Source organism: Curtobacterium sp. MCPF17_018, assembly GCF_003234135.1.
GTDB lineage: Bacteria > Actinomycetota > Actinomycetes > Actinomycetales > Microbacteriaceae > Curtobacterium > Curtobacterium flaccumfaciens.
This window is the reverse complement of sequence record NZ_QKSJ01000005.1, coordinates 59,712-73,959: the sequence shown is the minus strand read 5'-3', so window position 1 is coordinate 73,959 and position 14,248 is coordinate 59,712. Positions and strand designations below refer to the sequence as shown.

Here is a 14,248-nt window from a genome sequence, read left to right as displayed (position 1 = left end):
GAGCGTGCCGCAGACCACGCTGATGCCCGCTCCCGAGGACACCGGGTTCGCGCGCGCTCTGGTCGACGACCCCTCGCAGGCCGCGGTACTCGCGCTGCCGGACGGCCGTCACGCTGCGGTGATCGGTGCACCGGGCAGCGGCAAGACGACCACGCTCGCACGGCTCGTCGCCGACCGGCTGGCCCGACCCGACGCGATCACCCCCGACGGCCACGCGACGGTCCTCGCCCTGACCTCGGCGCGGACGGCCGCGACCGCCCTGCGTGACCGGCTCGCACGGGCGGTCGACCGGGTCGTGCCGGGTGCTCTCGCACGCACCGTGAACTCACTGGCGTTCCAGATCGTCACCCACGCGGCGTCGGTGCAGGGGCAGGAACCCCCGACGCTGCTGACCGGCGGGGAGCAGGACCGGATCATCGCCGACCTGCTCGCCGGGCACGAACTCGACGGAGCCGGACCGGCCTGGCCCGACCCGATCACCGCCGTCGTCCGTGAGCGAGCGGGGTTCCGCACCGCCCTGCGCGACGTCATGATGCGTGCGGTGGCCGCCGGCGTCGAGCCCGACGACATGCGGGAACTCGGCGACGAGCTCGGACGGCCCGAGTGGCGGGCCGTCGGCGACTTCGTGGACGACTACCGGGCATCGGTCACCGCGTTCCGGCCGACCGGGCTCGACTCCGGTGAACTCGTGGCGTACGCCACCGCCGCTGTGCTGCGGCACGAGCTCCCCGCCGGCATCGCCTCCCTTCGCCTGGTCGTGGTCGACGACACGCAGGAGCTGGTGGAGGGCGAGATCGCCCTGCTCGGGGCGCTCGCGCGCTCCGGCGTGCAGGTCGTGGCCTTCGGCGACCCGGACATCGCCGCCTCGGCGTTCCGCGGCGCCGAACCGGACGTGCTCGGTCGACTGGCCGTGCGACTCGGGGTGGACCGCGTCGACGAGCTGTTCCTCGGCGCGGTGCACCGGCACCCCGCCCCGATCCGCGCCCTGGTCACCGGCGTCACGGGTCGCATCGGCACCGCGGCGGCCGGTCGGCAGCGCAGCGCGTCGGCGGGCGACCAGGATGCGCGGTCCGACGCCGTCGTGCACCTCGAGGCCGCCAGCCGGTCCGCACTCGTCGTGGCGATCGCCCGTCGACTGCGCGAACACCGCCTGCTCGACGGTGTGCCGTGGCACCGGATGGCCGTGGTCACGCGCAGCGGTGCTGCCATCCCCGAACTCGTCCGGGCACTCTCCGTGGCCGAGGTCCCGGCGACCGCCGGTGCCGCGCCCGTCCGTCCGCGCGACGACTCCGCGGCGCGGGCGCTGCTCGACGCGGCCGCGGTGGCGCTCGACGGCCTGCCGCTCGACGCCGCCCTGGCCACCGCGTTCGCCACCGGGCCCCTCGGCGGCCTCGACACCCTGGCGATGCGCCGGCTCCGGCTCGCACTGCGGCGCGAGGAACTCGCGGGTGACGGTAGCCGCACCGCCGATGAACTGCTGGTCGATGCCCTGGGCGCACCGGAGCGCCTGGCGACGGTGGACGCCGGGTTCGCACGACGGGCGACACGGCTGGCCCGGAGCCTGGTGCAGGCGCGTGCCGACGCCCAGGCGGGATCGAGCATCGAGGAGATCCTCTGGGGCCTCTGGGAACGCAGCGGTCTCGCGAAGTCGTGGGGCGCCCAGTCCGCCGCCGGTGGGGTCGGCGCCGGGGAAGCCGACCGGCACCTGGACGCCGTCGTCGGCCTGTTCACCGCGGCCAAGCGCTTCGTCGAGCGCACGCCGGACGCCCCCGCGCGGGTCTTCGTCGACGACCTGCTCGGCGCAGACCTGCCTGAGGACTCGATCGGCCCCGACCGGACCGCCGGCCGGGTGCGGGTGCTGACGCCCTCGGCGACGATCGGACTCGAGTGCGACGTGGTCGTGGTGCTCGGTCTGCAGGACGGCGTCTGGCCGAACACCCGGGTGCGCGGCAGTCTGCTCGACCCGGACGGCCTGGTCCGCGCTGCTGCGGGGGTCGAGCGTTCGCCCATCGACGACCGTGCCGCCGTGGTCGCCGACGAACTCCGGCTGTTCGCCCGGGCCGTGTCGCGGGCCACCACCCAGGTCGTCATCGGCACGGTCGCGAACGACGACGAGTCGCCGTCACCCTTCGTCCGACTCGTCCCGGTGCCGCCGGACCGGCAGCCGACCGTCCACCCGCTGTCCCTGCGTGGGCTCGCCGGGTCGCTGCGCCGCCGGGTGGTGGGCTCGGGCGACCACGAGGCCGCGTCCGCGCTGGCCCGCCTGGCCGAGGCCGAGGTACCCGGGGCGGCTCCGGACGAGTGGTACGGGCTCGCCGAACCGACCACGGACGACCCCCTGGTCGACCTCGACGCCGAGCCCGCGCCCGAGGTCGAGGGCGGCGAGCCCGTCGCTCCGGCCGTGTCGGTGTCGCCGTCGCGCATCGGCACCTTCGAGGAGTGCCCGGTGCACTGGTTCGCGCAGACCTTCGGCGGCGGGGCACCGAGCCCGGCGATGGGCATCGGCACGATCGTGCACGAAGCGATGGAGCACGCCACCGAGATCGACGTCGAGTCGCTGTGGGAGCGGGTCGAGGCGCGGTGGGACGAGCTGACGTTCGAGTCGCCCTGGGTCGCCGACCGCGAACGCGCCCGGACCCGGCGCATGATCGAGGGGCTGAGCGACTACCTCCGCACCTTCGCCGGCGCCGGGCGCCGACTGCTCGGCGCCGAGACCTCGTTCGCGCTCGTGACCGGGCCAGCCCGGATCCGGGGGAGCATCGACCGCATCGAGGTCGACCCCGAGGGCCGGGTCAGCGTCGTCGACCTGAAGACCGGCCGTTCGATGCCCAGCGAGAAGAACGACATGCCGGAACACCCGCAGCTCGGCGCCTACCAACTCGCGGTCGAGGACGGCGCGGTCGAGGGTGTGCCGGCGGGGTCCCCGATGACCGACGCCCGGCTGGTGTTCGTCCAGAACCCCCGCGGTGGACAGGCGTTCTCCGAGCGGACGCAGCACGCGTTCGACGCCGAGGCGCGCGAGGCCTACCGCGAGCGGTTGCACGGGGTGGCGCGGGGCATGGCCGGCCGGACGTTCGTGGCGAACGTGGACGACCACTGCGAGAAGGCCCGGACCGGGGTCGAGTGCCGGATCCACGTGGTGGCGGAGGTGACCTGGTGAGCGACACGGCGGACACGACCGCCACGGCGGACACGACCGGCACGGCCGGCACGGCCGGCACGGCCGGCACGGCTGCTGCGGCTGACGCGGCCGGCACGGCTGCCGCTGCTCCGCCCGTCATCCGGCACGGCGCCGACGCCATCGCCGACGCCCTCGGCCGCCCCCGTCCCACCTCCCAGCAGCGCGCCGTCATCGAGTCGCCGCTCGTGCCGGCGCTGGTCGTCGCCGGTGCAGGCAGCGGGAAGACCGAGACGATGGCGTCACGCGTCGTCTGGCTGCTGGCCAACGGACTCGTCCGACCCGACGAGGTCCTCGGACTGACCTTCACCCGCAAGGCCGCCGGTGAACTCTCCGTCCGCATCAACGACCGCATCCGGGCGCTCGAGGACGTCGGGCTGATCGCCCCCGGGGACGCCTTCGAAGCGCCCACCGTCTCGACGTACAACGCCTTCGCCAACGCGGTCTTCCGCGAGAACGCCCTGCTCGTCGGCCGTGACGGCGAGTCCCAGGTGCTGACCGAACCCTCGGCCTGGCAGCTCGCCCGTCGGGTCGTGGTGGCCGCCCGCGACGACCGGCTCGCCGGACTCGACCGCGACGTCGACACCCTGACCGCCGCCGTGGTCGCGCTCGCCGGAGCCACCTCCGAACACCTCGTCGAGCCGGAGGACCTCCGCCGGTTCGCGATCGAGTTCTCCGAGCTGCTCGAACTCCCGGGCAACCGCGGCAAGCCGTACAAGGCGATCACCGACGCGGTCGCCGCGATCGGCGCCCTCGAACCCCTGGCCGACCTGGTCGCCGAGTTCCGGCGTCAGAAGGTGGACCGCGGGTTCGTGGAGTTCTCCGACCAGATCGCCCTCGCGCTCGCCGCGGCCGAGTCGGCCCCACGCGTCGTCACGGACCTGCGGAGGCGGTACGGGGTGGTGCTCCTCGACGAGTACCAGGACACCTCGGTGGTGCAGACCCGGTTCCTCGCCCGGCTGTTCCGCGGGCACTCGGTGATGGCGGTCGGCGACCCGCACCAGTCGATCTACGGGTTCCGCGGTGCGAGTGCCGCGAACCTCGCCCGGTTCCCGCACGACTTCGGCGGCGACGAACCCGGCGTGGCCGAACCCGTCACCTTCGCGCTGTCGACCAGCTGGCGGAACCCGGTGGACGTGCTCGCGGGGGCGAACGCGATCGTGTCGCCGCTGTCCGCGGCGTCCGAGGTCGACGTCGAACGGCTCTCGCCGCGGCCGGGTGCCGACGCCGGCACCGTGCGGGTGGTGTTCCCCGAGACCCTGCCGGAAGAGGCCGACGAGGTCGCGGCGTGGTTCCAGGACCACCGCCGTCAGGACCCGACGCGCTCGATGGCGCTGCTGCTGCGCGCGCGGAAGGACCTCGCGGCGTTCACGGCGGCGCTCGGTGCCCGCGGGGTGCCGTACCACGTGCTCGGCACCGGCGGACTGCTCCAGCGCCCGGAGATCGTCGACCTGGTGGCGTGCCTGCGGGTGCTGCACGACCCGGCGGCCGGCAACGACCTGATCCGGCTGCTCGCGGGTGCCCGGTGGCGGGTCGGGGCGGCGGACATCGTCGCCCTGCACCAGCTCGCCCGGTGGCTGTTCCAGCGCGACCACACCCAGCAGCGGCTCGACGACGACCTGACCGCGGCGTTCCGGGCCTCCGTGGCCGCCGGGGAGCACGGGTCGATCGTCGACGCGCTCGACTTCGTCGCGACCGCGCCCGACGAGCACGGCGCGCTCGAGGGCATCACCGCCGCGGGTCGCAGCCGGATGCGTGCGCTCGGCGGGCAACTCGCGATGCTCCGGTCACGCGCGGGGAGCGACCTGGTCGACTTCGTGACGCTCGTCGTGCAGGAGATGCGGCTCGACATCGAGGTCGCCGCGCACGAACAGGGGAGCGGCGCCTACCTCGACGCCTTCATCGACGAACTCGCCGGCTTCGTCTCGACCGACGACCGCGCTGACCTCGGTTCGTTCCTCGGGTGGATCGACGCCGCAGCCCGGCGTGACGACATGGGACCGCGTTCCGAGGAGCCCGAGGCCGGCACCGTGCAGATCCTGACGATCCACGGGTCCAAGGGGCTGGAGTGGGACGCCGTCGCGGTGCCCCGGATGGTCGAGGGCGGCCTGCCGGCACGCCCGCAGGAGGGCTCGTCCGGCTGGCTCGGGTTCGGCCGGCTGCCGTACGAGTTCCGCGGGGACGCCGCCGAGCTGCCACGACTCGCATGGCGCGGGCAGGAGACCCAGAAGGACGTCACCACGGCGATCGACGCCTTCAAGGAACAGGTGAAGGCCCGCAACGAGGACGAGGAACGCCGTCTCACCTACGTCGCCCTGACCCGTGCCAAGCACGACCTGCTGGTGTCCGGCTCGTTCTGGGCCGGCGGGGTCCGACCCACCGAGCCGAGCCGCTACCTGCGCGACCTGGTGGACGCCGGCGTCATCGACGGTGCTGCGATCCCGGAGACGACGGTGCACGACGAGAACCCCATGGGCGAGAGCGGCGCGACCCAGACCTGGCCGCACGTGCCGTTCGGACAGCGTGCGCCGCGGGTCCTGGCCGCCGCGGAGCGGGTGCGGAACGCGAACCCGGGTGCTGCGGGGCGGTTCGCCGCCGACATCGACCTGCTGCTCGCCGAACGGCACGCCAGCCGGAACGCGAAGCACGCGGTCGCCGTCCCGCACCGGGTGCCGGCGTCGGGCTTCAAGGACTACCTGACCGAACCCGACTCCGTGGCCGAGCGGCTCCGCCGGCCGATGCCGGAGCGACCGTACCGCGCCACCCGGCTCGGCACGCTCTTCCACCAGTGGGTGGAACAGCGTGCGCGGAGCGGTGGCGCGCTCGAGACGCTCGACGTGTGGGACGGGGAGCTCGACCTCGATGCCGACGACCTCGCCGACGCGTCGCCGGACGCCGTGGTCACCGACGACGACGCCCGTCGACTGGCGGACTTCCAGACGACGTTCGCCCGCTCCAGGTGGGCCGGTCTGACGCCGATCGAGGTCGAGCGCGAGATCCACATCCCGTTCCTCGGGCACAGCGTGGTCTGCAAGCTCGACGCCGTGTACGAGATCGACGGGCGCGCCGAGGTGGTCGACTGGAAGACGGGCAAGGCGCCGTCGGGGGCGGACGACCTGGCCCGCCGCACCCTGCAGCTCGCGCTGTACCGCGTCGCCTACGCCGAGTTCACCGGGCGGCCGCTCGACCAGGTCGACGCGGTGTTCTACTTCGTCGCCGACGACCTCGAGGTCCGTCCGACCGAGCTGCTCGACCGCGCCGGACTCGAGCGTGCGTGGTCCGAGGCCATCGGCGGCTGACGTCCCGCGGTCGTGCGGAAGGCGCGCCGCGCCCGTCGCGCATTGCGCCGGTCGCGCACTGCGCCGGTCGCGCACTGCGCCGGTCGCGCACTGCGCCGGTCGCGCACTGCGCCGGTCGCGCACGACGCCCGTGTCACGCTGCGCCCGTTTCGTGCTCCGCCCTGGAGGCGCGGTGCCGGTCCGTCGGGCCGGCACCGCGCCTCCAGACGGTCGCGTCAGCTGCCTGGTCGGCGGCCGGGACCGGTCACCACACCCCGCAGGATGCACCACGAGTGGTCACAGACCGTCGGGCGGCCGCGCGGCGACCGACAGGTCGTGACCGCTCGGCGGAACTGAGCGGGAAGTCGTGACCGCCGTGCGGCGCTGCGGAACGCGGCGGCGTCAGCCGTGGCGGCGTTCGGTGGAGGACAGCAGCTGCTCCACCTCGCCGATCTCCATCGTCTCGGGTGACACGGACTGCAGCGGTTCCGCACTCGGGGCGTGCACCGCGTCGACCAGGCGGTGCATCATCGAGACGGCGTCGTCGACGACCTCGGTGCTCTTCGCCTGCACGCCGTGCAGCAGCCAGTGCGCCGTCTCGAGTTCGTGGTGCACGCGTGCACGCTGTGCGAGCTGGCGGTCGCGTCCGCCGCCGTTCGCCTCGTAGGCGCTGAGGACGGTGTCGAAGGCATCTCGGCGGCCGGCGAGCACCCAGGCGAGGTCCTTCGCCGGGTCGCCGAGCCGCAGCTCGCCCCAGTCGAGGACCCCGGTCACCGCATCGCCGTCGACGAGCAGGGCGCCGGTGCCGAGCGAGCCGTGCACGACGGTCGGTGTGAACTGCCACAGCTGCTGGTCGCGAGCGGCACCCTCCCAGCGTTCGACGAGCGCGGCGGGGACGAGCTTGGTCGCCACGGCGCGGTCCATCACCGAGACTGCGGACCGGAGCACCTCGAACGGCGTGAGCGAGGGCAGACCGGCGTCGGAGACGAAGCTCGTCGGCAGCTGGTGGATCGAGGCGACGGCACGGCCGACACTGGTGGCGAGGTCGGGGCGCTCGACGAGCGACGCGAGGGTCGGGTGGGTCCCGGCCAGTCGGGTCGTGACGATGGCGCGCGTCGACCCGATCGGCGCCTGGCCGCGGTACTCGGCGACGCCGAACGGCAGCCGCGTGCGGATGCCGGCGCTCAGCGCACGGATGGCGACGAGGTCGGCTGACTGCCGGGCCTCGGCGCGCTGGTTCCGGGGGCGGCGGATGACGATCTCGGTGCCGTCGGCGTCGCGGAGGAGCGCCGACTCGTAGTCGCCGGCCGCGGCCGAGCCGAGCGTGCGCGTGCCCGTGACGAGGAGACCTGGAACGGCCGTCGTCGCCAACGCGGCTAGAGTGAACTGGGATCCCGCCATGCCCCTCAGGGTAGGCGCGTGACGCGTGCACGGCTGCACGCCACGCTGTTGGGCGGCCCGCACGCCCACCGCACGTCTCCTGCACGTCCGCACCCGATCCGAGGAGCTCTCCCGCCGTGACCGTCGAGTTCGCCGCCCGGCTCCCGCTCTCCCGCAACGAACTCGACCGCGACGCCGAGTTCCGCACGACCGACGACGTCGAGCGCGTCCTGCGCGAGGACGAGCACACCCGGTATCTGCCGGTGCGGGGTGCTGAGATGCTCCGGAACGCCGACGGCACCTTGCGTTTCGTGGCCGCGACGGAGATCCCGGTCGAGACCGTGACCCTGTACCTCGGCCGTGCAGTGTCGGACGCCGCGGACGCCCCGGCGGGTACCCGCTTCGTCGCCGCCCTGATCGACAGCGTGACGGCCACCGCCATCGAACCCGACGACGATGCCTGGCAGAGCCTCCGGATGTTCGGCACCGAGCTCTCGCCACGCGACCAGGGCCTGGCGGTCGAAGCCGTCGCGATGGCCAACTGGCACGCCGTGCACGGCTTCTCGCCGCGGACCGGGTCACCCACGGCCGTCGTGAGCGGCGGATGGGTCCGCCGCGACCCCGAGGGACACGACCTCTTCCCGCGCACCGACGCGGCGATCATCGTCGGGGTCGTCGACGCCGACGACCGGATCCTGCTCGGTTCCAACGCCGCGTGGGACGCCGACCGGTACTCGCTGCTGGCCGGGTTCGTCGAGCCGGGGGAGTCGCTGGAGGACGCCGTCCGCCGCGAGGTCTGGGAGGAGTCCGGCGTCCGCGTCGAGGAGCCCGAGTACCTGGGCTCGCAGCCGTGGCCGTTCCCCGCGTCGCTGATGGTGGGCTTCCGTGCCCGTGCAGCCGGCGGTGACCCGACGACCGCCCGCCCCGACGGCGTGGAGATCCTGGACGTCCGGTGGTTCTCGCGCGACGAGATCCGTGAGCGCGCCGGCGACACCCTGCTGCTGCCGGGACGCACCTCGATCGCCCGCGCCATCATCGAGGAGTGGTACGGCGGGCCGCTGGACCTGCCGTGAGCGTCACCGATCCCCGCGGCGCAACGGGCACAGGGGCAGTCGAGCCCCGGCCACCGTCGCCCGACGAACTGCTCGCCGCGCTCGACGCGGAGCAGCGGACGGTCGCCCGTACCCTGCTCGGTCCGGTCGCGGTGCTGGCCGGTGCCGGGACGGGCAAGACCCGTGCGATCACGCACCGGATCGCCTACGGGGTCGCCACCGGGACCTACGCCCCGAACCACGTCCTCGCGCTGACCTTCACGACCCGTGCCGCCGGCGAACTGCGGTCGCGCCTGCGCGCGCTCGGTGCCGGGACGGTCCAGGCGCGCACCTTCCACGCCGCCGCGATGGCGCAGCTCAGCTACTTCTGGCCGGACACCGTCGGCGGGCACGCCCCCAAGATCGTCGAGTCCAAGGGGCGGATGATCGCCCACGCTGCGGACACGGTCGGCATGCACGTCGACACCCCGGTGCTCCGCGACCTGGCCGCCGAGGTCGAGTGGCGCAAGGTGCAGATGCTCTCGCTCGACGAGTACGAGGCCGCCGCCGCGGACCGGGTGATGCCGCGCGACACCACACCGCGCCGGGTCATCGACCTGATGAAGGCGTACGAGCGGCTGAAGGACGACCGGCGGCAACTCGACTTCGAGGACGTCCTGCTGGCGACCCTCGGCATGGTCGAGTCCGAGCCCCGCGTGGCGTCGTACGTGCGGCAGCAGTACCGGTTCTTCGTGGTCGACGAGTACCAGGACGTCTCGCCGGTGCAGCACGACCTGCTGCGGGCCTGGCTGGGTGGCCGTGACGACCTGTGCGTCGTCGGCGACGCCAGTCAGACCATCTACTCGTTCGCCGGCGCCTCGAGCGACTACCTGCTCGGCTTCGGGTCGGAGTTCCCGCGCGGGTCGGTCCTGCGCCTCGAGCGGAACTACCGCTCCACCCGCGAGGTCGTGTCCGCGGCCAACACGCTGATGCGCGGCCAGCCCGGGGCACTCGACCTGGTGGCCCAGAGCAAGGAACCGGGCCCGGAACCGGTCGTGCTGGCCTGCGTCCACGACGGCGACGAGGCGCAGACCATCGCCCGTCGGATCGCCGAGCTCGTCGGGGCCGGAGCGTCTCACGGGGATTGCGCCGTGCTCTTCCGCGTCGGGGCGCAGTCCGCCGCGCTCGAGTCCGCACTCGGCCGGTACGGGATCCCGTACCGCGTGCAGGGAGGCACCCGGTTCTTCAACCGCCCGGAGGTCAAGCTCGCCGTCCACCACATGCGCGGCGAGGCGATCCGGCAGACCGACGACGAGCTGACCCGACGGGTCCGGCTGGTGCTGCAGGTCAGCGGCTGGACGGAGACGCCGCCGGAGGGCACCGGTGCAGTGCGCGAGCAGTGGGAAGCGCTGCAGGCGATCATGGGCCTGGCCGAGGACGCCCCGGCCGGCACGACGATGCAGCAGTTCACCCAGGACCTGGTGGACCGTGCGGCGACGCACCACGAGCCCGAGGTCGACGCCGTCACGCTCGCGACGCTGCACTCGTCGAAGGGTCTGGAGTGGCCGCACGTGGTCATCGCCGGCGCTGCCGAGGGTCTCCTGCCGATCTCGCACGCGTCGACCGACACCGAGGTGGACGAGGAACGACGCCTGTTCTACGTCGGGCTGACCCGAGCCCGCCGATCCGTCACGATCACGTGGTCGCAACAGGGCTCCACGCGTGGGGGAGCCCGGGCTCCGAGTCGGTTCCTGGCAGCGCTCGGCACGCGCACCGCGGATGGGGTCGGACCGGCGAACGGCTGACCGACAGGTCGTCGCGCTCGAAGACGAGCTGGTCGGGCTCGGCCCGTTGCGTCCGGAGCGGGAGCCGTTCCAGCAGCATCCGCGTCGTGGCGGCGGCCACCGCCGCCGCCCGCCACGGCGACAGCGGTGACGGATGCCGCCCCCACAGCTGGGCAGCGATGGCCGGCCACGCAGGGTCGTCGTCGACGCGTGTGTACTCAGCGCACTGGAGGCACGGCCCGGCTCCCGGCACGACGAACGGACCGAGACGGACACGTCCGTCCCCGACGACGACCGCCAGGTGCGGCACGCCTCGGCGGGTCCACGCGGCGCGGAGCGCCGGGTCGACGACGTGGTCGGCCACCACCACGGCGAGGCGCGGTTCGGGCTCGGGCAGCACGATCGGCCCTCCGGCGGGCGCGGTGGTGCGGCTGACCGTCACGCCCTCGCCGGACAGGAACGTCGCGACGGTGTCGGCGACGGCACCGGCGCCGTGCACCTCGATGCGTTCGAGCGGCTCGGGCAGGACCTCGACCACCGCGGGCGACGCGGCACCGAGCACCCCGGCAGCACGTTCCGGGGAACACCCCGACGCGGCCGCGAGGCCGGACAGCACGTCGTGTCCGGTCTCTCGTCGGAGCCCGTTGAGGAACCGTTCTTCCCCCGTGGTGGGTACCGCGACGACCGCGCGCGGGGGATCGACCCCGAGCTGGACGGTGGCGGGGTCACGCCAGACGAACTCGAGCGTCGGATCGATGCGGATGCCCATGACCCCACGGTGCCGGAGTGCGCGGCACGCGTGGGGTCACCAGGGAGATCTGTGGAGAACTCAGCGGGGCTGGTCGCCCGTGTCGTTCCCGGGCTCGTCGCCCGCTCCACCCTCGGGGTCGTCGGCCACGCGGCCGGACTCGTCCTCGTGCGGGCGCGCACCGGTCGAGTCGTTCAGCAGGTCCTCGAGCGCCTTGTCGAACGCGTCGTCCTCGTCGGTCTGGGACGGGTTCCGCAGCCGTGCGACGAGGGCATCGGGCGCGTCGACGTCGTCCGAGGTGGGCACGAGGTCGAAGTGCGACCAGAGGGCGTCGCGCTGCTCGGCACCGAGCTCGTCGGTCACCCGCTGCCACATCGCCGCGGCCTCACGCAGACGACGCGGCCGCAGCTCGAGGCCGACGAGTGTGGCGAAGGCCGACTCGGCGGGGCCACCGGCGGCACGGCGACGGCGCACCATCTCGGCGATCGCCCCGGCCTTGGGGAGACGGACGGTGGCAGCAGCGGTGACCGTGTCCACCCAGCCCTCGACCAGCGCGAGCATCGTCTCGAGCCGGGCGAGTGCGGCGTCCTGCTCGGCGGTGCGCGGCGGGATGAGGGCACCCGACGCGAGTGCGTCGCGCAGCTGCTCCTGGTTGGTCGGGTCGATGTCGGCCGCGAGTTCCTCGACGCGGTCGAAGGGGATGTGGATGCCCCGTGCGTAGTCCGTGATCGACGAGATGATGTGCAGCCGGAGCCACCGTGCCGACCGGAAGAGCCGGGCGTGGGCGAGTTCGCGGACCGCGAGGTAGATGCGGACCTCGTCCTCGGAGACGTCGAGGCCCTCGGCGAACTCGGCGACGTTCTGGGGCAGGAGCGCTGCGACCTGCTCGTCGAGGAGCGGCACGCCGACGTCACCGCCGGACACGACCTCCTTCGACAGCTGCCCGACGACCTGGCCGAGCTGGATCGCGAACAGCGCACCGCCGATGCCGCGCATCGCCTTCGAGACGTCGCCGAGCATCGCCTTGAGCTGCTCGGGAGCACGCTGGTCGATCGCCTCGGTCAGGGCATCGGCGATGCTGAAGGCCACCGGCTCGGCGATCTGCGTCCACACCGGGACGGTCGCCCCGGCCCACTGCTCACGTGTGTAGAGGCTCGGGGTCGCGGTCAGTTCGGCGACCGTCGTGACCTCGTCGAGCCACAGTGCGGCGACCTGGAACGCCTGGTCGGCCGCCTGCGAGGTGGCCGGGTCGACGGGGTGGCCGCCGTCGCGAGCGATCGCGGTGGCGCGTTCGGCGGTGGCCGAGAAGTCGATGCCGTCACCGCCGGACTGGGCGGCGCGCTGGAGCTGGCTCATCAGGTTCGCCACGGAGGCCGGGTCGTTCGGCAGACCGGCGGCACCGGCGAGCTGCGACGGGTCGATCTGCCCCTCGCCCGAGAGCAGCTTGCGCAGCATCTCCTGGAAGTCGTCGTCCGGCCCCGGCTGTGGTTCATCAGGCATGCCGACTACGCTAATCGCTGCTCACGGGGCCGCACCTGGGACGCCCCCGTGGGAACGCCCGAAGCGCTGCGCCCAGGGCGAACAGCCCCGTCGCGAGACGTGGGCGACCACCCTGCCGCCAGGCGGGGGTGCCCACCTCGGAAGGACCCCGCGTGACCCTCTTCGCCCCCGCGCCCCGTCGTCGCTCGCGTGCCCGGACCGTCGGGTGGGCGTTCCTGATCGGCGCCGTCGTACTGGGCCTGTTGGCGACCCTGCTGCCGAGCCCGTACCTCATCGAGGTCCCCGGGCCGGTCTACAACACCATCGGCACGCAGAAGCAGGGGACGGGCAAGGACGCGAAGGACGTCAAGCTCATCCAGGTGTCCGGCCACGAGACGTACCGGACGGCCGGTGCCCTCGACATGCTCACGGTCGGCATCCAAGGCGACGCCACGAACCGCCCGTCCTGGACCAGCGTGATCCGCGCGATCTTCACCAGGTCACAGGCGGTCATCCCGGTCGAGGCGATCTACCCGAGCGGCACCACGACCGAGCAGGTGAACGAGCGGGACTCCGCCGACATGCAGGCGTCGCAGCAGTCGGCCGTCGCGGCGGCGCTCATCCAGCAGGGCAACGACCTGCCCACGGAGCTCGAGGTCGGCACGGTGCAGGAAGGCTCGGCGGCCGACGGCGTGATCGAGGAGGGCGACGTCATCACGGCGTTCGACGGCGAGTCGCTCACGACCAACGTCGATGCCTCGAGCCTCCGGGAGCTCGTCGCGAAGCACGGCACCTCGCGCCCCGCGACCGTCACCGTCGAACGGGACGGCGCGACCAAGGACGTCCGTGTGACACCGCGCAGCGAGCAGGGCACGGCGCTGCTCGGGGTCGGGGTCACCGAGCGCTACGAGTTCCCCTTCAAGGTGTCGATCCGACTGCAGGACGTCGGCGGTCCGTCGGCCGGCATGATGTTCGCGCTCGGGATCATCGACGAGATCACGCCGGGCGAGCTCAACGGCGGCAAGCACGTCGCCGGCACCGGCACGATCACGGCAGACGGCGAGGTCGGCCCCATCGGCGGGATCCGGCAGAAGCTCTACGGGGCCGCGGACGCGGGTGCCACGGTGTTCCTCGCCCCCGCGGACAACTGCGACGAGGTCGTCGGGCACGTGCCGGACGGACTCGACGTCTACAGCGTCTCCACGCTCGACCAGGCCGTCACCGACCTGCAGACGATCGCCGACGGCACGAGTACCGCGAAGCTCGCCCGCTGCGGTTCCTGACCCGGTCCTGAGCCCCCGTACAGCTTCACGTCCGGTCCGGTCCCATAGGATCAGTGTCACTGACGGCCCGCCGCGAGCCGGGCCCGC

The 14,248-nt window shown here is 73.4% G+C and carries 8 protein-coding genes; 5 read left to right on the top strand and 3 right to left on the bottom strand.

Going from position 1 to position 14,248, the window contains the following annotated elements:
* Nucleotides 1-4: 4 nt before the first annotated feature.
* On the top strand, nucleotides 5-3,160 hold the full coding sequence (locus DEJ27_RS07590) for a UrvD/REP family ATP-dependent DNA helicase (RefSeq protein ID WP_181430113.1): 3,156 nt from the start codon (nucleotides 5-7) through the stop codon (nucleotides 3,158-3,160).
* 119 nt (nucleotides 3,161-3,279) lie between these two features.
* Entirely contained in the window at nucleotides 3,280-6,477 is a 3,198-nt protein-coding gene (locus tag DEJ27_RS07585) for an ATP-dependent DNA helicase (RefSeq protein ID WP_111090697.1), read from the top strand.
* 381 nt (nucleotides 6,478-6,858) lie between these two features.
* Here the strand turns inward: DEJ27_RS07585 and DEJ27_RS07580 are convergent, their stop codons facing one another.
* Nucleotides 6,859-7,857 carry a phosphotransferase gene (locus DEJ27_RS07580; protein WP_111090644.1) on the bottom strand — a complete coding sequence of 333 codons (999 nt, stop codon included), beginning with the start codon at nucleotides 7,855-7,857 and terminating at the stop codon, nucleotides 6,859-6,861.
* A gap of 116 nt (nucleotides 7,858-7,973) precedes the next feature.
* Here DEJ27_RS07580 and nudC point away from each other — a divergent pair, with 116 nt between their 5' ends.
* Together nudC and DEJ27_RS07570 are read left to right on the top strand one after the other, a co-directional pair.
* Nucleotides 7,974-8,909, top strand: a complete 936-nt coding sequence (gene nudC / locus DEJ27_RS07575; protein WP_110860519.1) for an NAD(+) diphosphatase — start codon at nucleotides 7,974-7,976, stop codon at nucleotides 8,907-8,909.
* Nucleotides 8,906-10,672 (top strand): ATP-dependent helicase, encoded by a 1,767-nt coding sequence (locus DEJ27_RS07570; protein ID WP_181430112.1) that lies wholly within the window; start codon nucleotides 8,906-8,908, stop codon nucleotides 10,670-10,672. The genes nudC and DEJ27_RS07570 overlap by 4 nt, the downstream gene beginning before the upstream one ends.
* Here the strand turns inward: DEJ27_RS07570 and DEJ27_RS07565 are convergent.
* The gene (locus DEJ27_RS07565; protein ID WP_111090643.1) at nucleotides 10,563-11,420 is read right to left on the bottom strand and encodes a TOMM precursor leader peptide-binding protein; all 858 of its coding nucleotides are present in this window, start codon (nucleotides 11,418-11,420) and stop codon (nucleotides 10,563-10,565) included. The genes DEJ27_RS07570 and DEJ27_RS07565 overlap by 110 nt on opposite strands.
* Before the next feature lie 60 nt (nucleotides 11,421-11,480).
* A complete protein-coding gene (locus DEJ27_RS07560) occupies nucleotides 11,481-12,899 on the bottom strand; it encodes a zinc-dependent metalloprotease (RefSeq protein ID WP_111090642.1) in 1,419 nt (472 codons plus the stop codon).
* 152 nt (nucleotides 12,900-13,051) lie between these two features.
* Between DEJ27_RS07560 and DEJ27_RS07555 the strand changes: the two genes are divergently transcribed.
* Nucleotides 13,052-14,161, top strand: coding sequence for a PDZ domain-containing protein (locus tag DEJ27_RS07555; protein ID WP_111090641.1), 1,110 nt, complete (start codon nucleotides 13,052-13,054; stop codon nucleotides 14,159-14,161).
* Nucleotides 14,162-14,248 lie beyond the last annotated feature (87 nt).